A 19,207-nucleotide genomic window follows, 5' to 3' on the forward strand; every position below is an offset into this window, starting at 1 on the left:
GAGAATGAAATATGGACTTGAGTATTATGAAAAAGTGAAAGGCTATCTTGATTCGATTATTGAGACAGAAACTGCTGCAATTATGAAGGCTGCAGATATGTTTGCAGACCATATTCGTGAGGATAAAATTGTATATGTGTATGGACCAGGTGGCCACTCAAATCTGGGGTCACAGGAGTTATTTTTTCGTGCGGGTGGTTTAATGCATATTAGTGCAATCTTAGATGAAGGAACACTATTGAGTGGTGGGGCTTTGCGTTCTATGGCTATTGAACGGACCCCTGGCTATGGAAAAATTGTGATTCGGGATTATGGGTTAGCCGCTGGGGATCTGTTACTGATTGTGAATGCCTATGGGATAAATGCTGCAACAATTGATGCAGCACTCGAGGCGAAGCAATTAGGCGTCAAAACAATCGGTGTCTCGTCTAAAACACATGCACTTTCAACTCCAGAGGAGCACCCTGCGAGACATCCATCTAAAGCAAACTTGCATGATGTTGTTGATCTTGCGATTGATTCGAAGGTGGATGTTGGCGATGCTGTGATTGAGATACAAGATTTGGAGCAAAAAGTTGGGGCGGTGTCTACTTTTGTGAATGCCTTTATTTTAAATTCCATCTCGATGGAAGCAACAGCCAAGCTGGTTGAGCAAGGAATTCAGCCGCCTATTTGGAAGAGTGGAAATGCGACAGGTGGAGATGAATGGAATCAACAGTTCATTTCACGATTCAAGCATAAGATTAAGAAACTTTAATAGGGGGTTATTGGTATAATAATGGTATCTGTTTTTAGAAAGACGAGGAAGAGATATGAAGATCAAAGGACCTGGAATATTACGCGAGCAAAATCAAAAAAAGGTACTATCGCTTTTACGAAAAAAGAAGCAAACTTCGAGGAAAGACCTAGCTAAGGCGATGGAGGTTAGCAAAAATACGATTTCCCTTATTGTAGACCAATATGTGAAAGATGGTGTGATTAAAGAGGTTGGGGTTAAGGACCCGGAGAAAGCGGGAAGGCCGAAGATCCTGATCAAATTAAATGAGATAGCCTTTAAAGCAATCGGAATTGCGATCCATCATGATGGAGTTGAATATCTTGTCACCGATTATTACTTACAATCCCTTACTAGTGGGTTTCGTGGAATGGATGGAAGAAATAAGGAAGAGGTATTTGATGAGATAAGAAATATTGTCTTAGAGCTGTTGGAAGAGCATCCGGAAGTAGTAGGAGTTGGATTGGGAATTCCGGGTATAGTGAACGCCAATGAAGGAATTGTATATGAATCTACAAACCTCAACTGGAGAAATACTCGTGTGCTTGATACCTTGCAAGAAGCGATCGCTGTTCCCATAATTGTTCAAAACAATGTAAATATGGCGTCATTATGTTCGCAGATGATGGAGGATGAGGACGAGCAGAGGAGTTCCTTTTATATTCGAATCGGTGATGGGATTGGAGGAGCTTTTACAGCAGAGGGTCATATATGGAACGGAGATAGCTGGACATTAGGAGAGATTGGTCATATCTCAGTTGATCCAAATGGACCGCTATGTGGGTGTGGTCAACGTGGATGCCTTGAAAAACTGATAAGCAAAAAGGCGTTTCGAGAATGGAAGCTTAGCTTAGATGACGGGATATCAACTTCCAGTGTAACGGAGCAGCAGATTGAAGATCAGTTGAGAATGTATGGATCCTACCTAGGAACATCACTCGTTTCGGTTATTCATTTACTGAATCCTGGCAAAATCGTAATCGATAGCCCATATAACCAATCAGCTGCATTCCAAACATCACTCCTTCACTACCTAGAACATAACGCACTAAAAATCCCATACTCCCAAACCCAAATCACCTTCAATGAAGAACCCTATTCACAGTCACTAGGTGCAGCCACAGCTGTGATATTGGGGTTTGAGAGGGAGTAGAGCGTAAACAAGGGGACGGTTCTCGTGTTTTTTTAGTAAATTAAAGCGGTAAACTGTTAAAGTAATTTCCGTGAGCATTTTATATTAGTTGATATGAGTGGGAATAGTAAGAATTTTTCCCACTCACTATCCTTTTGCTTGAGATTGATATGGAATCAGATACCAATCGAGGACTCCTCTATTTTTTATTTTCTCGAATTAATTGAAGGGAAATTAGAATCAACTGTGGAATATTTAGTATAGATCACAAAAACATCTTCCTCTAAACCAAAATTACTTCTCCCACCTATCTTCATACCGTATCAATCCATCATCATCCTTTCACTTTATCACTTTACCCATCCACTCCCAGTCGCTTAACCTCAAACGTATGAATCACCTAACTGTTTTCATAATAGCATTGACCATTTCGAGCAAAGCAACTATTTTAAATGATTGTTAAAGATAGAGGAAGGGTCGAAAGGATTGAGTACATTCCAAAACTTAAAAACCCATGGCGATATGTATCCAATGAAAAGAGGTGATAATCATGCCTCGTAAAGCGCGAGTCAAAAGCAATACCGGAATCTATCATATCATTTGGAGAGGAGCGAATAGGCAGGAAATATTTCATGATGATGAAGATAGGGTAAAATTCCTTGAACTTCTCAAAAAATATAAATTGAAATACGAAATGACTATATATGCATGGTGTTTGATGAGTAATCATGTACATGTACTGCTAAAAGAGGGGAATGAAGATATATCCATTACGATGAAAAGGATAGGGGTGAGTTATGTCAATTACTACAACTGGAAGTACCTGACAACTGGACATCTATTTCAGGATCGATATAAAAGTGAAAATGTAGAAGACCATCAATATTTGTTAACAGTGGTCAGGTATATTCACCAAAATCCAGTGAAAGCTCGAATGGTTCAAGCTCCTGATCAGTGGAGATGGAGTAGCTGTTGTGGATACTATAGGAGAGATGATAGCGCCAAGAAAATGCTGGATTGCAAAATGGTTTTAAGAATGTTCGCTACGGATTTAGCCATCGCTATTGAGAAATTTAAAGAATATAATGAAAGAAAAAATAATGATACCTGTCTGGAGGATATGGTGAAAGAAAGGAGATTAACGGATGAAGAAGTAAGGAAAGAAATCAAGAAAATACTTGGTGCAATCGAAATCGCACAAGTAAAGAGTTTGCCTAAAGAAGAAAGAAGTGAAGTACTGCGAAGAGTAAAAGGGATCAAGGGCGTATCGCTGCGCCAGGCTGCGAGGATTTTTGGAGTTTCACTGACTCTTATTTATAAGGCGTAGTCTACAAAAAATGTAATCTCACCCTTAATTCGAATGACACATCTCCCAGTTGTTTCCATCCTCGATGAACCCTGCTTTGAACCTTCCCTGTGTTTTTAGACAAAATTAAAAGAGGACCAGACGCATCCAGTCCCCTTAAGTGTAAGCCGAAGCTATACACCGCTGTTAGATATATATTATGATACTACAGTTTGTTCTATTCGTAAAGGACAGGCCTAAATATAGTTCGTTAAATTATTTACCTTATTTCTAAAATCAGACCCCATTATAGAGGTGTGAACAGGTATCGGTACTGAACTTCTTAGCTTTTCAGATTCAGCGTAGAACTTCCTGACAATCTGTTTTAATTCGGTTTTGGTAACACCGAGCTTTTTCAGTAGGAAGATCACAACGATAAAATAATCAACAATGGTGTCAAAAGTTATGTTGTTTATTCCTGTTTCACTTTGGAAGTATTCCTTCAGCCTAGAAGGGGGATTCATCTTTTTAAACCTGCAATCAAAGACTACAGAGTTATGAGCTACTGCATTACGAAGCTCTTTAATAAGGAAAATAATATCTTCCACTATTCTTCCATTCTGATTATGGTTTGTAGTGTGCATATTTAAGTCTTCAGCAATTGCTATTCTTGTATCTTGATTTAAACACTGTAGGAAGAATCCAAATTCGCCAAGATTAATGACTTCAAATATAGCCCACAGTGGAATCGGCTCATTCTTATGGAAGAAGTGTGAAATCATGGCCTTTTGTTCGGAATAGTTGTAGCTAATCTGTTGATTGATTTTGTTCCGTAATTCAAGCCGTTTCTTCATTTTATCCCTATACTTACTATTACCCGTATTTTCTTTCTTATACTCATTTAATAGGTGTGAAAAAACAAAATCGAAGTCCACCGGTCCTATTCCAATTAAGGTATTAAGTGTATAGTTTTTAATCGCTGTTTCAATGAACATAATTCTTGGATATAAGAGTGTTTTAAGGTTTGTATCAAACTCATACACTCCAACAACCTCATCAAAGTTGGTATAGGGAATTTGGTGGTTTGCTTGTCCGATAAAACGATATCCTTTATATCCATGATAATATCCGATATTTAATAAATCTTTCTTCTGTTTGCTTCCGCAAATTTCTATGCCATGCTTATCCCTAAGATGACGCATTAACCCATTGGTTGTTTTCCCTTTTACCAAAATAACTATTATCCTAATTATTAAGGTTAACTACTAAAAAAACTACAATCCTAGTATTCAATTATAGTTGGAAGATTATTCTTTTAGTCTCCTATATATCCGAAAATTCTCATAATGATATAATACTCTTAGAAACAACTGGATTAGAAGGGATGTGAATTTCTTGGATTCAGCCTATCTACATAATTCCGTCTTTCACATTGAACTGAAAAGAAGAGAGCTAGAACAACAAAATTTAACACGTTCCGAAGTCAAACGATGGTTCGAAGATAATTATCGTGTTTTTTCAAAGAAGAGTGCGTTTACCTGTTTATGCTGCAACAAACCTGTAAATATGAATTTAACCAAAGATGAGGGAAGACCTTTTTATTTTCGCCATAATGATGAGAGTGAATGTTCTTACTCTGAAAACACGAGGACTTATGATAAGCATGTTTCAAAGCTTGAGGATAAATCAAATAAAGATATTGGTCTCACCATTTTTAAAGAAATATTAGAAGGTGAGCTGAAACCCTACGACGTTGAGATTAAGCGAGGGTATAAATGCTAACTTAAGAGTGTACAGAAATGATTGTTTAAGGATGTACAGTTTTGATGGTTAACTGCATAATATTCTTGAGGTGGAATATTATGCATATGCAAATTAATGTAAATTCAAGTATTGAAATTAATAGTCTTGTAGATTTGCCAAAATTTAAATTATTGATGGAGAGTCTAAAAATGAAAATCAATAAGAGTCAATTAGCTCGTGATATGGGTGTGGATCGGAGGACAGTTGAAAAATATCTACAAGGCTATGAGCCGAAAAGCAGCCGTAACCGAAGATCAAAAATTGATAAATACTACGAAGTCATAGCGTTGCTTCTCTCAGAAGAATCTAATCAGAAATTCTATTATAAACGAGTACTATGGCAATACTTGAAAGATAATCACGGCCTAGATTGTGGGCAATCATCGTTTAGAAGATACCTATCAAGTAAACCAGAGTTTCAACGTCACTTTGAAACAGAGAAACGTAAAAAATTAACCAGTGAGGTTATTCGTTTTGAAACGCCACCAGCTGAACAAGCACAGTTGGATTGGAAAGAAAATATCCAATACATCACCAAAGATGGAGAAATCCTTTATGTGAACGTATGTGTACTCTTACTTGCCCATTCAAGGTTTCGAACATTCAACCTATCAATCTCCAAGTCTCAGAGTATATTATTGTCTTTCCTTACGGAAAGTTTTGAGGTGTTTGGAGGAGTTCCAAAAACGATTTTGACGGACAATATGAAAACGGTTATGGACGAGCCTCGAACAGAATATCAAAAGGGAAAAGTAAATGAGCGATTTTTTCAGTTTTCAAAAGATATGGGGTTTGAAGTAAGAGCCTGTATAGCTGGGAGACCGCGGACCAAAGCAAAGGTAGAAGCTCCGATGAAATTACTCGATGAGATTCACGCTTATCAAGGAAAATTTGATTATGAGGAACTGCATAAGTTTGTTCAAACACTCTGTAATCGTATCAACAATAGTTACCATCAAGGAACAGGGAAAATCCCAATACTGGCACTAAAAAAAGAAAGAAATCTCTTATCTCCATTACCACATGAACGAATAAGAGATTCCTATAAAATTGATCGTATACTTGTGAAAGTAAATCCATCCAATATGATTACCTTCAAATCCAACCAGTATTCAGTACCACCTGGATACATCGGGAAAACGCTTAGTTTACAAATATACGATAACCATATCTTTGTCTATTATAACACGGATTTAATTGTCGAACATCCAATTCGCCCGTTGAAAATCAACTACAAGCCGGAGCATTACGTTGATACTCTAGCAAGAGGGCTACCAGGTTCTACAAATATAGAAGAGCTGGCAAGGAAAAATTTAGAGGCAATTAATGAGGTGTATAAAAATGAATAGCAGTTATAACAAACTCGTACAGAATTTAGAGTATTTAAAGTTAAAACAGATGTTAGTTCATCTAGATGAAACCATTGATTTTATGACCAATAATCAACTGTCATTTACCGACACATTAGTCAAACTGACAGATTACGAGATCGACATGAAAGAAGTAAATATGGTGAGATCTATGGTTAAGGTAGGGGCCTTCCCTCATTTGAAGGAAATAAAAGACTTTGATTTTGAATTTCAACCATCGATTAATAAACAAAAAATATTGGATTATACAACGTTACGGTTTATTGAGCAAAAAGAAAACATCGTATTCTTAGGAACCAGTGGCGTAGGTAAAACTCATTTAGCAACCGCAATTGGAATCGCAGCTGCCAAAAAAAGAACGAGTACTTACTTCATCAAGTGTAATGATTTGATCCTCAATCTCAAAAAAGCAAAACTTGAAAATCGATTGGAAACCAGGCTTAAACATTATGCGAAATATAAACTCCTTATTATCGATGAAATTGGCTATTTACCCATTGACGCAGAGGATGCTAAGCTGTTTTTTCAGCTCATCGATATGAGATATGAACAGAAAAGCACGATTTTAACGACAAACGCTAGCTTTAAATCATGGGGTGATATATTTCAAGATACTAAAATAGCGAATGCCATTTTAGACCGAGTTCTACATCATGCCACAGTGGTCAATATTATTGGGGATTCCTATCGCCTAAAAGACCATTTTAATAAAGATAATTCTAAACAAGGAGAGTACTAAGATGAATACGACAGCAGCCATAAAATTCTTTCGTTCATATGGGGTAAAATGTGAAGTTAAATTGGTTGAGGAGTGGCTTAATAGCTCTTCCAATCAAAAAGGTTTAAATGAAAACTTTTGTGAAGAAGATCTTTATGATTTTAATGAATGGTGTAGATGGAAAGGTACTGGGTATGAAGAAGGCATAGATGATAAAACGAGAATCGAAAGATTTATCAAGGAAATAAATGAGCTGAAAAGTGAAATAGATCGTTTAAATACAGAAAAAGCATTATTAGAAGAACAGCTAGGAATAGGAATTTTTTAATATAATAGTCCCCCATCCGTAGTTAGGTTGGGGGACTATATAAGTCCACTGAATCAAAAATGTACATTCTAAAATGAGCGAAAATGTATATTTGATAGTTGACATTTATACGAGGGTATCATTACAAAAAGAAACTTTCATTTATTCCGGATTTTATCATTAAGTTTCCGAACTCCGAGGAACGATGGGCGTTTGATTATTTTACGGCAATCGATCAGGGGTTAACCTCAGGTAGCTATGCTCGTCATTTATCCAAACGAATGAAAACCTATAAAGAAGAAGGTTTTAAGCCCTTTTCATTCGTAGACTATAGTTGGCTTTCTTTTTTAGAAGAGACGAATAAAGGAACCTTACTTACTGCTGAAACTTATGTAACTAGTAAAACTCATGAAGATAGTCTGTGGGATATATTTCTTGAGGAAAATTTACAAGGTGCTTTATTAGACTTTTTTATGAAAGATACAGGGGCGACCATAGATGAATTTAATACTAGAAATATCGCGTATGTAGATGTATTTAATCGGTTATGTACAATCTTTCGTTTCATTCCAATATCACAACATGATCGCAATATAACTTTTTATAAACTATCATCTTCTGAAGTACCTCTGACACGAGCGTTATCAATGAATACTGAGCAAAATCATTTTGTACTTTCTAAGGAAAATGAGGATGAGAGGAGAAATGGTTTTCTAAAGGAACTAATTGAAAGGAAACAACAATTTGAGATAGAACAACAAAGGTTGAAAGAAGAACAAGAAAGAATTAGAGCAGAGGAAGAGAGAATTAAACAAGAGGAAGAAAAGCAAAGGGCACGATTAAGGGCTCGAGAATTGGAATGGCAAAAACAAAGACAAAAATCCAAAGAGCTAGAAGATGAAGAAGTCGAAAGAGAAATGCAAGAAAGGATGAGAAGAGCGGCTTTAAGGCCAATCGAAGTTCATCCGGACGGTTGGAATCAAAGGTCCAAAAGACAAAAACGATATGGAAACTATACCTATCAACAAAGTCCACCGGAGTCTAGTTATACGAAAACGGAGGATCCTGCAGATAAAAAGAAAAAAGAGAAGGTTCGAGATATACTGCTATCGCAACCTATTAAAGGTGATCTCTATATTGATGGCGATAAAAGATCTTGGCGGATTGTAATATTGAAGTGGATAAACGAAAACCAATCAGGTGATACGCTAACCGTTTCGTTACAAATGATCATTGGCTATATGAAAAATGCAGGGATTACGTTTAATCAGAATGAAAAAATCGTGAAGTATCCAATACTGGATTTTCTTGAGCTATATGTAAAAACCTTAAAAGCAGAATTAAAGAAAAAGATAGCACTAAGCATACAAGAATAGATGGGGTGGTTTCAAATGGATGTAGAACAAAGGATATCCTCTAGACAAAAAGGTGACGTCACAGAAAGTAGAGTTGTAGAGTTAGTTACTTTAGGCTCGTTTGGACAGTTGGCATGTTATATACCAAAGTCAGATGACGATGGCATCGATCTAATTATTAATAAAGGCTGTTTTCGTAAAGATTGTTGTTTTTATTAAGATTTACTATTTACAGAATCTTCTGTTACGATAAAGTAAACTGGTTAATCTTTGGAGGTGCTTATGAAAAGAATAATGTTGCTGTCGCTATTACTTATATTTATGATTTCTTCCTCTGTTCAGGCATTATCTTGGGCTATTTCTTTTGTTGTTTGGGAAGGAAAAGTTTATGAAGTTAAACAAGAGGAAATTATCGAAAATAGTGAAATTGGTAAAATCATTGGAGAAGTAAAGACCAAGCCTGATGATATGACTGGTGATTACTATGGAGATGCTTCAAACTTTTATCCGATAGGAACAAAATATTATGAAATAAAAGGGACTTCAACTTCTACTGCAATTGCAGTAAAAGAAGAGAACCAGTGGGTAAAGGCTGTTTATGTTCATAAAGCACCTTTTCACATAATGAATGTAATCTCTAACTTCTATTTCATATCTGCTGTTATAATAATTGCACTTATTATAGTCGGAGTTGTATTGCGAAATAATAAGTTAAAAAAATCACCGATAATATAATAAACGACTCATTTTTGACCTCTTATTTGAGGTCTTTTCTTATGCACTTCTCAACATTTCAACTGTTGCGTTATTAGAATTTCGACACGCTGAAACAAGCATTTGCTCAACTCGATTTTCAAATGCGAATTTTTTACCAAGTTCAAGCCAACGAAACCAGTAAAGGTAGTTATCCAAATATTTCGTTGCAACTCCTTGAAACCGTTTCATCCAAGTCTTTAAGCGATTATGAAAGTTATTAACGTGCTGAATATGATAGATTCCTTTCTTCACACGCTGTTTTTGGCTTTCATTGACTGTTTCGTGTTGTAATCCCTTTATCTTGGCAAACTTTTTATAATTCGTTGCAGTATCCGTACATAACAAAGCAGAGAAACACGAGAACCGTCCCCGTGTTTTGCTGCATTCAATAATTTCCTTGAAGAACATTTTTAGCGACTAAATGGTCTTTGTGATAGATGACATATACTTCGATTGATTCTAAGGGGTTATTAATAATGGGTATTTCAACTAATGAGTTTTTTGTAGACTCCTGATTAATCATGTTAGAAGGAAAAAAGGTAATTCCAATATTTTCTTCGACCAAATGTTTAACACTTTCGACATCGTCCATAAAAGCAGAAATACTTATATCGATGCTTATTATATTTCTCAATGAAAATAACAAATTTTGATAGAAAGGATGATTATATAGTAATACTAGTGGTTCCTTGCAGGCGCTTAATAAATCAATTCCCTCTTTATATGCAAAGGGGTGATTTTCTGAGCAAATCACCTTCCAATCTCTACTATCCAACCTTTGATAAACCATCTCATCGATTCCTTGATTTTTATATAACGTAAATCCTAAATCTAATTTATTTTCTAGTATCGCTTCGCAAATTTCTGAATGATCTAGCGTACTATAGTTAATTTTGCTTTTACTATTATCTTTGAAAATTTGTTTTATAAAATGTTTTAAATAAGGATGACTAAATGGTACTGAACTTCCAATTTTCAGTACTTTTTTTGGTGGGGTTTCTTGGGCGATCATTGTCTTTGCTTCGGTATACAGATTATGAATTTTTTGTGCGTATTGTAAGAAAATGGTTCCAAAGGAGGTAAGCTGAATATTATTCTTATTTCGAATAAACATAGGCTTTCCAAGTTCCTCTTCTATTTGGCGAATTCTATTTGAGACAGTAGGCTGTGGCAATAACAGTTCCTCAGAAGCCTTTGAGAAGCTTTTGAGTCGATTAACAGATAAGAAAGTTTCGAAATGATTGAGATTCATTGTTTTCCCTCCGTTTTATACCAAAAATCACTATTCGTGTTAAAAAACATTACATATAAGGAGTTTTTGAAAATGCATACATTCAAAAATTGAATGATTAGATAAGATTTTGGTATTTTACCTAATGAAAAATATAATTTATAGTTTTTGTAAGAACAAAAGTAAGATTAAATAACTCTTTATGTTATTTAATATTACATCTATTTTAACGGAGGGTCTATATGAAATTATCAAAATCTTTAGTTTTTAGTGAAGAAGAGTATCGAGTACGCTTGAACAACGTGAGAGAAAAAATGGCTCTAACTGGTATAGAAGTTTTGCTCGTGTTTAGTCCGGAAAATATTTTTTACTTAACAGGTCACCAAACATTTGGTTTTCAGAACTACCAATGTTGCATTGTTTCCTTAGAACAGGATCCTATTTTAGTATTACGATATTTAGAAAGTTTTAACGGGCATGCTTTCTCTTGGGTAAAGGATGTTGAGATTTGGGATGATCATGAGGATCCGGCAGATGTAACAGTAAAAGTCATCATGGAAAAAAATCTCATGCACAAAACGATCGGTTCTGATGATAAATCCTTGTTCTTTCCTCCTGTCATTCGGGACCGTTTAAAGGAGAAATTAGGGGAGCATTTAATATCCACTTTTGGGATTGTGGAAAGTAGTAGAGTCGTTAAGAGTGAAGCTGAATTGGAATTGATGAATAAGGCGTCTATTTATACGGATATTGGCGTTGAGAGTGCGGTCAATGCAGTGTGCACGGGAGCTACAGAAAATGACGTAGCAGCTGTTGCGTACGAATCCATGACGAAAGCGGGGTCAGAATATTACCCCCTACAACCAATTGTAACTTCCGGCTGGCGAGCTGGTATTCCTCATACGAATTTTCAACGAAGAACCTTGGAACCTGGAGACCCCGTATTAATTGAACTTTCAGGAACTCACCATCGCTATGTTTCACCGATTATGCGAACAGCGATTGTCGGGAAAGTTACGGATAAAGTTCACGACATGTATAAGGTTTGTGAAGAAGCTCTATCATCGGTGATTGCCGAAATAAAGCCAGGTGTTACCTCTCATTCCATCGATCATGTAGCAAGGAATATTATTACAAAGGCAGGTTACATGGAGAATTGGCGTAAAAGAACTGGATATTCAGTAGGGTGTTCATTCCCTCCTGATTGGGGTGAAGGTCATATTGCGAGCTTGCGCTATCAAGATGAAACCATCCTTACACCGGGAATGGTCTTTCATATTCCGATTGCTCTACGCGATTATGGAGTGGCTGGAGTGGGGATTAGTGAAACAGTTGTGATTACAGAGGCTGGATGTGAAAAATTAGGTTCATATAAAAGAGAGTTGAGTGCGAAATGAACACAAAACAATCGTCATTCGATCTCCTTACTAAAGAAATAAGTAATTATATTTACCTCCGTCAAAATGAAATGCTGGCATTTCTAAAGGAATTAGTAGAGGTTGAAAGTCCGACTGAATCGATTGAAGGTGTAAATCGCGTAGGACAGATTCTAGCCAAAGAATTAGAAGACTTAGGGTTTACCATCACTCAAATCAAAGAAGAAAAATATGGGAATCATATCATAGCTGATTATGTTGTTCCTGAGGCACCCCGGGTACTAATGGTTGGCCATATGGATACTGTCTTTCCCGTTGGAACGGGATGGGGATTTTCGTTAAAAGAAAATCGAGCCTATGGTCCTGGTTTGATTGATATGAAGAGTGGAGATGCGGTGATTCTTTATTCTTTAAGGGCTTTAAAAAATTGTATGAATGAATTTCCGATGTCGATAAGGGTGTTTTTTAATGGTGATGAAGAACCAGGTTCCCCCCAGTCAAGAAAGATCATTCCAAAAGTAGTAGAGGGAGTGGATTGGGCTTTCGTATTTGAGCCTTCAGAACCTTCAGGACAAATCGTCTTGAAACGAAAAGGAGTTGGGATCTTTCATATTGAGGTTGAAGGACGGTCAGCCCACGCTGGTCAAGAGCCTGAAAAAGGGATAAATGCTATACATGAGCTTGCCCATCAGATTAAATGTCTTGAAAACCTAGCAGATCCAAAGAAAGGTACGACAATTAGTGTTGGTAAAATTTCCGGAGGTACAGCGGCCTATGTCGTACCAGACACCGCAAGAGCTGTTATCGATATTCGCGTTCCAGATACGGAAGAACAGTACCGTATTGAGAAGGAAATGAAGAAATTAGAAAAAAATCAAAGCTTGCCAGGAAGTGTGATTACGGTTAAAGGCGGATTTCACCGTCCACCAATGGTTGAACGCCAAGAGACAAAGGTCATGAAGGAAGCTCTCTTGCAATCTGCTGCAAAGCTGGAGCAAACATTGCAATTTGGAAGCAGTGGTGCAGTTTCGGATGGAAATAATATTAACGCTGAAAAGATTCCAACAATTGATGGTATTGGGCCTATCGGAGGAAGAGCCCATAGTACGGATGAATATATGGAAGTGGAATCCTTTTTTGACCGGACGGTTCTAATGGCGCTTACCCTGGGGACTTTAAGTAGAGAGGGGAGGAAGAGTGATGAGTGATACGCCGATTAAAGAAGTAGATGTATTGATTATTGGTGGAGGGTTGGCTGCATTACGGGCAGCCATCGCCGCACGAGAAGCGAATGCATCTGTAGCTGTTATCGTAAAAGGAAAATTTGGTCGAAGTGGAAGTTCCGCTATGACAACAGGTGGCTATGCCTCATTTTATTCAGAATTACAGAATGAGGATTCAGCAACTACCCATTATGAGGATACGATGAAGGCCGGGTGTTACGTGGCAAATCCTGATTTGGTTTCGATCATGTGTCATGAAGCCGAACAAGGAATAAAGGATTTAGAAAAGATGGGGGCACAATTTTTAGAAGAAAGTGGAGAATATTATGTTGAGCCAAGTGGTGAACATAGCTATCCAAGAGTCTTTCTTCCAAAGAACCGTGTGGGAACAGACTTTACGGTGCCATTAGGAGAGTATGCAAAAAGGATTGGTGTGGAACCATTAGAATTTACGATGGCAATCGAATTGCTTGTGACGAATAAGCAAGTAGTTGGCTCAGTTTGTGTGGATACAAAAACAGGAGAACTGCTAGTAATCAAATCTGGAGCTACCATTTTAGCAACTGGAGGTTGTGGGAATCTATTTTCCTTTACTAGTAATCCGAGGGATGTGACAGGGGATGGATTTGCTTTAGCAGCCCAAGCAGGTGCAAGCTTGCGAGATATGGAATTTATTCAATTTTATCCATGGAGATGTATTAAACCATTCGATAAAACCCGAGTCTCGATCCAACCTCCTACATTTGTGTCTGGTGGAAAGCTCTTCAATAAGAATGGCGAACGATTTATGGAAAACTATGATCCATTAAGATGGGAAGGAACGACTCGTGATGTAGCTGCACGGGGAATTTTTGATCAAATTCGAAAGGGTTTAGGTGAAGACGGTGGCGTAAGGCTGGATTTGACAGAGATGTCTGAAGAAGATTTTATCAAATATAATCCGAAAATGTGGAAGGGGCTAAAATCCAAAAAAATAGATTATAAGAATTATCACTTTGTCATCGCCCCTGAAGCTCATTATTTTATGGGCGGAATCGAAATTGATGAAAATGGCCAGAGTTCGGTGCAGGGTCTTTATGCAGCAGGAGAAGTTGCAGGAGGAATTCATGGAGCCAACCGAGTAAACTCGAATGCTTTGCCTGACACAATTGTTTTTGGTGCAAGAGCCGGTAAACACGCTGCCATCTTTGCAAAAAATCAAAGTAAGAAAGAGCTGAATGTTCAGCAAGTCAAAAAGTGGTTAGATATCATAATGAGTTCAAAAGGAAAAGAGGATTCAGAATTACTGAAAGGTATGAAAAAACAATTTAAGAGTCAAATCGATATTAGTCTCGGTATTGTTCGTACGGAAGAAAATATAAATGAAGGCCTGCGGTTCATCCATTCATTTAAAAAGAAATTATCTTCACAAAAACCGGTGTCATTAGAACAATTTCGAAGCTGGATGGAGCTCCATTTTATGTGTAGGGTTGCCGAAATGTCTCTTACCAGTGCCCTACTGAGAAGAGAGAGTAGAGGGGCGCATTTTAGGGAGGATTACCCTGAACAAGATAACCAATATGAACGTTCATTCTATGTTCTAAACTATGATGAAAATGGTCAGTTGATGGAAAGCCTTCAGCAGAGACAATTCGTTTTATGAAGAGTACGAGATGGCACTAGCGCTATGTAGGGTGTTCGAAACGAAAGATAGGAATCATTCAAAAGACTTCATTTTAAGGGAGGGGAGAATTTGACATCACAAGCTTTTATTGAATTGAATAATGTCTACAAAGTATTTACTACCATACGCAAGAAAAAAGTAGACGGTTTTACGGCACTTAAGGATGTGTCCTTATCTATTAAAAAAGGGGAATTTGTTAGTTTAGTAGGGCCAAGTGGTTGCGGGAAATCTACCATTCTCAATTTAGTGGCTGGCTTAAGTTTTCCATCTGCTGGAGAAGTCTTTAAAGAAGGGAAACAAGTGAATCGATTAAATGTTGGAATTGGCTATGTTACACAGGATGACAACTTGTTTCCGTGGAGAAATGTTTTAGAAAATGTGACCTATGGACTTGAAATAGCCGGAGTTGCCCGAAAAGAAAGAACTGAAAGGGCACAGGTATTGATCGAGAAAGTAGGATTAAAGGGATTTGAAAACCATTATCCTCATCAGTTATCTGGTGGAATGCGGAAAAGAGCCGCCATTATTCGAACGCTTGTATGTGATCCAGACATCATTCTGATGGATGAACCATTTGGACCATTGGATGCGCAAACAAGAACTGTTCTTCAAAATGACTTGCTCGAACTATGGGAAGGTACTGGAAAGACGATTCTTTTTGTCACACATGATTTAGTAGAAAGCATTGCTCTTTCTGATAGGGTCGTAGTATTTAGTAGTTCCCCTGGAACAATCAAATCTATTTATTCGATCTCTCTCCCGCGGCCACGCGATGTTTTTCATATCCATGAAGCTCCCGGATTTACGGATTTGCATAATAAACTATGGACAGATATAAGGCACGAACTACAATCTACGGCGTTATAAGGAGGTCTTGGTGGAATTGGCAAATTCTAATGCGGAAACGTTAGCTTTTAATCATGAAGAAGAAAAAAATAATCTACACCAAAAGGATGAGAAGGTTATTAAAGATTTGGTCATTAATATGACCAGAACGGAACAACGAAGAAATGTAACGATCATTAATGGAGGAAGAATATTCCTACTATTATTTATCCTTGCGATTTGGGAAATTGGTTCAGGGAGATTTCTGGATGAGTTCTTTGTTAGTAGCCCGTCGGCTATTATTCTAGGACTTTACAATGAAATGATCGAGGGTGAATTGCTATGGCATGCCCAGGTGACTGTTTTTGAAACGATATCTGGCTATGTGTTGGGGACGATCGTGGGGCTGCTATTGGCCTTTCTTCTTGGACTTTCAGACCGATTTTACAAAATATTTGAACCATTTGTTATTGCGGTGAATGGGATTCCTAGAATTGCATTGGCCCCTTTGTTTATCATCTGGTTCGGAATTGGCATTACTCCTAAAGTCGTGATTGCGGCTTTAATGGTTTTTTTCATCGTGTTTATGAACACCATGAGTGGAATCCGCGGTGTCAACAAGCAATTAATTGATATAAGCAATTTAATGGGGGCAAGAAAAATCCAATTGATTACAAAGGTTATTCTTCCGTCATCGATTCCACATATTCTTTCTTCTTTGAAAATTGTTGTACCTATGGCGATGACTGGAGCCATTGTCGGTGAATTTATTTCATCTCAAAGGGGGCTAGGTTATTTCATTAGCCAATCTACAGCTATGATGAATATTACAAGGGCTTTTGCTGGGATTTTTTTGCTAATGGTTGTGTTGGTTGTGATGAATGCCATTGTATCTTGGGCAGAGAGTAAAGTTACCCGTTGGAAAAATTATTGAGTGCTAATTTATATATTTTGAAGGAGTTGAAAAGGATGAAGAAAGCGATATGGGTTACGTTGTCGATGTTGTTAATTTTTTTAAGTGGATGCGGAACCAATCAAGCGAACACATCTGATACGGGTGGAGCTTCAAATGTGGAGAACACGACTTCAGGGACTGAAGAAAAGGTGGAACCGACAAAACTGAAATTTTCCTATTTCCCTGCTCTTCATACCATGGTTGTATTTGTGGCAGAGCAAGCAGGATTTTTCGAACAAGAAAATTTGGATGTGGAAATGGTTTATACGGATAAAGGATCCTTGCAGCCTCCAATGTTAATTTCAGGTGAAGTAGATGCGGCTACAGTAGATATCACCAGTATTGCCACAGCTAATGCACAAGGGAAAGAACTTCTTCATGTGTTCCCTACTACTGAGAATATGAGTATGAATCTAGTTGTTCGAAATGAGAAATTAGAAGAATTAGGTGTTTCAGTAGATGACCCGATTGAGAAAAAGCTAGAAGCTCTTGGAGAAATGACTTTTGGTATCACAGGACCAAATGCGCCAACAGACATCTATACTCGCTTCCTTTTAACGGAGGGAGGATATGACCCAAATAAAGATGTAGGTATGGTTTCACTTGGCAGTGCTGGAAATTTATTAGCGGCTTTAAAAAGTGGACAAATTGATGCGTTTTTGTTAACCCCACCTACACCTAATCAACCGGAATTAGACGGTTATGGGACAGTATTTATCAAATCATCGGTAGGGGAAGTACCTGAATTGAAGAACTATCCATATCAAGGGGTAGCTTTTCGAAAGGATTGGGCTGAAGAAAATGGGGATGTCGTTAAACGATTTGTTCGAGCATTAATAAACGCCAATGACTTGATCAAAGAAAATCCAGAGGAAGCAAAGGAATATTTGAAGGCTTATTTTGAGGATATGACAGATGAGGCTTTAACAGCCGGGATGAATGATATGATTCCTTCACTACCAGAGGATGGAATGTTAACGGAAGAGTTTGTTGATAACTATCTCACATTAAATAAGGAACTGGGAATTTTAGACCTAGAGGAACTTCCTTCAGCAGCGGAAGGTGAACTGTGGACCAATCAATATGTAGAGGAAGTTCAAGAATAAATATGGCTCTTTTCGTAAAATTTATTGTGCTTGGATTTTAACATGAAAAATGACCTGAATATTATGAAGGATTGGGTGTGAATATGTGATTGAACAAACAACAAGGTATCCAAAGTGGGTAGATAAGGTTCAAACTTCTCCTACGGCAAAGCTAGAGGAATTAGTGGAGACATTGCAATCGCAAGGGAAAAAACTAGACCGACTTGGTTTAGGTGAACCAGACTTTGACACTCCTGATTATGTTAAGAAAGCGGCTAAGGAAGCAATTGATCATAATTTTTCCAGATATACGGCAACAGGAGGGATTTTGCCACTTCGGCGAGCCATTGTATCTAAGATCAAACATCTTACTGGAGTTGAGTATGATCCAAATGAAATTCTGGTGTCTGTAGGTGGGAAACATTCCATTTTTAATGCCATAGCAGCTTTGTGTCAGGAAGGAGACGAGGTATTGATCCCTGTTCCCTATTGGGTATCGTTTCCAGAACAAGTTCGATTTATTGGCGCGGTTCCGATTTTTATCGAAAGCAAGCAGGAGAATGGCTATAAAATCACTGCTGAAGAACTATCAGACTACGTAACTTCCAAAACCAAGCTTCTTATTCTTAATAGTCCGAATAATCCATCTGGAGCTGTATATCACTCTGATGAATTAGAAAGTATTGCAAATTTTTGTATTCAGAATGACATTTGGGTCATCAGTGATGAAGTCTATTCAGCCTTTAACTTTACCAAAGAAGGTCATCAAAGTATTGCATCTATCCCACGTATGAGAGAAAGAACGATCATTATTAATTCAATGTCAAAAACGTATAGTATGACAGGGTGGAGAATTGGATATTCAGCATCGCCGATGAACATTGCGGAAACAATGCTTCGGCTCCAATCTCATACAACAAGTAATCCAACTTCAATTGCCCAAAAGGCTGCATTAGCAGCCTTAACTGGACCTGATGTGATTACTCCTATCAAGCATGCTTATGCACAAAGAAGAAAGTTTTTGGTGGATGGAGTAAATCGAATAAAAGGATTAGCGTGCTCTCTTCCCGATGGTGCATTTTATGTTTGGACAAATATTTCTGAGCTAATTGGCGAAAATATAGCTGGAACCGAGATCAAAAATGCCGATGATTTGGCGAATGTTTTATTAGAGGAAAAGCAAATTGTGGTCATGCCAGGGACAGGGTTTGGAATGCCAAATCACATACGACTATCATTCTCTGCCCCTCTTAATGAAATAGAGAGTGGTCTAAAAAAGATGGAGCAACTTTTAGGGTATAAATAAACGCGCTTTTCTTTGTTGTTTTTGGAGCTTCGCGAAATCAGC

Annotated in this window: 19 protein-coding genes and 1 pseudogene; 17 read left to right on the forward strand and 3 right to left on the reverse strand. The window is 37.6% G+C overall.

The window, feature by feature from the left end; translation table 11 throughout:
- Positions 1 to 4 precede the first annotated feature (4 nt).
- From AA0X71_RS02170 to AA0X71_RS02180, 3 genes are all read left to right on the forward strand, one after another.
- Positions 5 to 757, forward strand: coding sequence for a sugar isomerase domain-containing protein (locus AA0X71_RS02170; protein WP_413358680.1), 753 nt, complete (start codon positions 5 to 7; stop codon positions 755 to 757).
- A gap of 55 nt (positions 758 to 812) precedes the next feature.
- Positions 813 to 1,928 carry an ROK family protein gene (locus AA0X71_RS02175; protein WP_413358682.1) on the forward strand — a complete coding sequence of 372 codons (1,116 nt, stop codon included), beginning with the start codon at positions 813 to 815 and terminating at the stop codon, positions 1,926 to 1,928.
- Between the two features lie 529 nt (positions 1,929 to 2,457).
- Complete coding sequence (locus AA0X71_RS02180) at positions 2,458 to 3,234, forward strand: transposase (RefSeq protein WP_413358685.1); 777 nt, start codon at positions 2,458 to 2,460, stop codon at positions 3,232 to 3,234.
- A 215-nt stretch (positions 3,235 to 3,449) separates the two neighbouring features.
- Here the strand turns inward: AA0X71_RS02180 and AA0X71_RS02185 are convergent, their stop codons facing one another.
- Positions 3,450 to 4,424: an Abi family protein gene (locus AA0X71_RS02185; RefSeq protein WP_413358688.1), complete on the reverse strand. Its 975-nt coding sequence runs from the start codon at positions 4,422 to 4,424 to the stop codon at positions 3,450 to 3,452.
- A 163-nt stretch (positions 4,425 to 4,587) separates the two neighbouring features.
- Here AA0X71_RS02185 and AA0X71_RS02190 point away from each other — a divergent pair, with 163 nt between their 5' ends.
- The 7 genes from AA0X71_RS02190 (at position 4,588) to AA0X71_RS02220 (ending at position 9,480) form a co-directional block, all read left to right on the forward strand.
- Entirely contained in the window at positions 4,588 to 4,974 is a 387-nt protein-coding gene (locus AA0X71_RS02190; RefSeq protein ID WP_413358691.1) for a hypothetical protein, read from the forward strand.
- Between the two features lie 80 nt (positions 4,975 to 5,054).
- Positions 5,055 to 6,344: an IS21 family transposase gene (gene istA, locus AA0X71_RS02195; protein WP_019152401.1), complete on the forward strand. Its 1,290-nt coding sequence runs from the start codon at positions 5,055 to 5,057 to the stop codon at positions 6,342 to 6,344.
- The gene (gene istB / locus AA0X71_RS02200) at positions 6,337 to 7,104 is read left to right on the forward strand and encodes an IS21-like element helper ATPase IstB (RefSeq protein WP_413358693.1); all 768 of its coding nucleotides are present in this window, start codon (positions 6,337 to 6,339) and stop codon (positions 7,102 to 7,104) included. Before istA ends, istB begins: the two co-directional genes overlap by 8 nt.
- Before the next feature lies 1 nt (position 7,105).
- Positions 7,106 to 7,411, forward strand: a complete 306-nt coding sequence (locus AA0X71_RS02205; protein ID WP_413358695.1) for a hypothetical protein — start codon at positions 7,106 to 7,108, stop codon at positions 7,409 to 7,411.
- Positions 7,412 to 7,509: 98 nt separating this feature from the next.
- Entirely contained in the window at positions 7,510 to 8,766 is a 1,257-nt protein-coding gene (locus AA0X71_RS02210) for a hypothetical protein (RefSeq protein ID WP_413358697.1), read from the forward strand.
- Positions 8,767 to 8,781: 15 nt separating this feature from the next.
- Positions 8,782 to 8,964: a hypothetical protein gene (locus AA0X71_RS02215; protein WP_413358699.1), complete on the forward strand. Its 183-nt coding sequence runs from the start codon at positions 8,782 to 8,784 to the stop codon at positions 8,962 to 8,964.
- Between the two features lie 63 nt (positions 8,965 to 9,027).
- Positions 9,028 to 9,480, forward strand: a complete 453-nt coding sequence (locus tag AA0X71_RS02220; protein WP_413358701.1) for a hypothetical protein — start codon at positions 9,028 to 9,030, stop codon at positions 9,478 to 9,480.
- 39 nt (positions 9,481 to 9,519) lie between these two features.
- On the opposite strand, the pseudogene AA0X71_RS02225 reads toward AA0X71_RS02220, so the two are convergent.
- Both AA0X71_RS02225 and AA0X71_RS02230 read right to left on the reverse strand, forming a co-directional pair.
- Positions 9,520 to 9,852: pseudogene (locus AA0X71_RS02225) on the reverse strand (IS1595 family transposase); the annotation flags it as partial.
- Between the two features lie 34 nt (positions 9,853 to 9,886).
- Positions 9,887 to 10,753, reverse strand: coding sequence for a LysR family transcriptional regulator (locus AA0X71_RS02230; protein WP_413358703.1), 867 nt, complete (start codon positions 10,751 to 10,753; stop codon positions 9,887 to 9,889).
- A 221-nt stretch (positions 10,754 to 10,974) separates the two neighbouring features.
- Here AA0X71_RS02230 and AA0X71_RS02235 point away from each other — a divergent pair, with 221 nt between their 5' ends.
- From AA0X71_RS02235 to AA0X71_RS02265, 7 genes are all read left to right on the forward strand, one after another.
- On the forward strand, positions 10,975 to 12,129 hold the full coding sequence (locus AA0X71_RS02235) for a M24 family metallopeptidase (RefSeq protein ID WP_413358705.1): 1,155 nt from the start codon (positions 10,975 to 10,977) through the stop codon (positions 12,127 to 12,129).
- Positions 12,126 to 13,316: a M20 family metallopeptidase gene (locus AA0X71_RS02240; protein WP_413358707.1), complete on the forward strand. Its 1,191-nt coding sequence runs from the start codon at positions 12,126 to 12,128 to the stop codon at positions 13,314 to 13,316. Before AA0X71_RS02235 ends, AA0X71_RS02240 begins: the two co-directional genes overlap by 4 nt.
- Positions 13,309 to 14,973 carry an FAD-binding protein gene (locus AA0X71_RS02245; RefSeq protein ID WP_413358710.1) on the forward strand — a complete coding sequence of 555 codons (1,665 nt, stop codon included), beginning with the start codon at positions 13,309 to 13,311 and terminating at the stop codon, positions 14,971 to 14,973. Before AA0X71_RS02240 ends, AA0X71_RS02245 begins: the two co-directional genes overlap by 8 nt.
- Before the next feature lie 90 nt (positions 14,974 to 15,063).
- The gene (locus AA0X71_RS02250; protein ID WP_413358712.1) at positions 15,064 to 15,861 is read left to right on the forward strand and encodes an ABC transporter ATP-binding protein; all 798 of its coding nucleotides are present in this window, start codon (positions 15,064 to 15,066) and stop codon (positions 15,859 to 15,861) included.
- Positions 15,862 to 15,871: 10 nt separating this feature from the next.
- Positions 15,872 to 16,753, forward strand: coding sequence for an ABC transporter permease (locus AA0X71_RS02255; protein WP_413358714.1), 882 nt, complete (start codon positions 15,872 to 15,874; stop codon positions 16,751 to 16,753).
- A 35-nt stretch (positions 16,754 to 16,788) separates the two neighbouring features.
- Positions 16,789 to 17,880, forward strand: coding sequence for an ABC transporter substrate-binding protein (locus tag AA0X71_RS02260; protein WP_413358716.1), 1,092 nt, complete (start codon positions 16,789 to 16,791; stop codon positions 17,878 to 17,880).
- Between the two features lie 85 nt (positions 17,881 to 17,965).
- On the forward strand, positions 17,966 to 19,165 hold the full coding sequence (locus tag AA0X71_RS02265) for a pyridoxal phosphate-dependent aminotransferase (RefSeq protein ID WP_413358718.1): 1,200 nt from the start codon (positions 17,966 to 17,968) through the stop codon (positions 19,163 to 19,165).
- Positions 19,166 to 19,207 lie beyond the last annotated feature (42 nt).

The organism is Robertmurraya phoenicis, assembly GCF_047302285.1.
In the GTDB taxonomy this organism is placed as follows: Bacteria; Bacillota; Bacilli; order Bacillales; family Cytobacillaceae; genus Robertmurraya.

Excerpts from the sequence above, each read along its gene's own strand:
- AA0X71_RS02220 (WP_413358701.1), top strand. The coding sequence starts at position 9,028 with ATGAAAAGAATAATGTTGCTGTCGCTATTACTTATATTTATGATTTCT.
- AA0X71_RS02215 (WP_413358699.1), top strand. The coding sequence starts at position 8,782 with ATGGATGTAGAACAAAGGATATCCTCTAGACAAAAAGGTGACGTCACA.
- istB (WP_413358693.1), top strand. The coding sequence starts at position 6,337 with ATGAATAGCAGTTATAACAAACTCGTACAGAATTTAGAGTATTTAAAG.
- AA0X71_RS02245 (WP_413358710.1), top strand. The coding sequence starts at position 13,309 with ATGAGTGATACGCCGATTAAAGAAGTAGATGTATTGATTATTGGTGGA.
- istA (WP_019152401.1), top strand. The coding sequence starts at position 5,055 with ATGCATATGCAAATTAATGTAAATTCAAGTATTGAAATTAATAGTCTT.
- AA0X71_RS02205 (WP_413358695.1), top strand. The coding sequence starts at position 7,106 with ATGAATACGACAGCAGCCATAAAATTCTTTCGTTCATATGGGGTAAAA.
- AA0X71_RS02170 (WP_413358680.1), top strand. The coding sequence starts at position 5 with ATGAAATATGGACTTGAGTATTATGAAAAAGTGAAAGGCTATCTTGAT.
- AA0X71_RS02235 (WP_413358705.1), top strand. The coding sequence starts at position 10,975 with ATGAAATTATCAAAATCTTTAGTTTTTAGTGAAGAAGAGTATCGAGTA.
- AA0X71_RS02180 (WP_413358685.1), top strand. The coding sequence starts at position 2,458 with ATGCCTCGTAAAGCGCGAGTCAAAAGCAATACCGGAATCTATCATATC.
- AA0X71_RS02175 (WP_413358682.1), top strand. The coding sequence starts at position 813 with ATGAAGATCAAAGGACCTGGAATATTACGCGAGCAAAATCAAAAAAAG.
- AA0X71_RS02230 (WP_413358703.1), bottom strand. The coding sequence starts at position 10,753 with ATGAATCTCAATCATTTCGAAACTTTCTTATCTGTTAATCGACTCAAA.
- AA0X71_RS02240 (WP_413358707.1), top strand. The coding sequence starts at position 12,126 with ATGAACACAAAACAATCGTCATTCGATCTCCTTACTAAAGAAATAAGT.
- AA0X71_RS02260 (WP_413358716.1), top strand. The coding sequence starts at position 16,789 with ATGAAGAAAGCGATATGGGTTACGTTGTCGATGTTGTTAATTTTTTTA.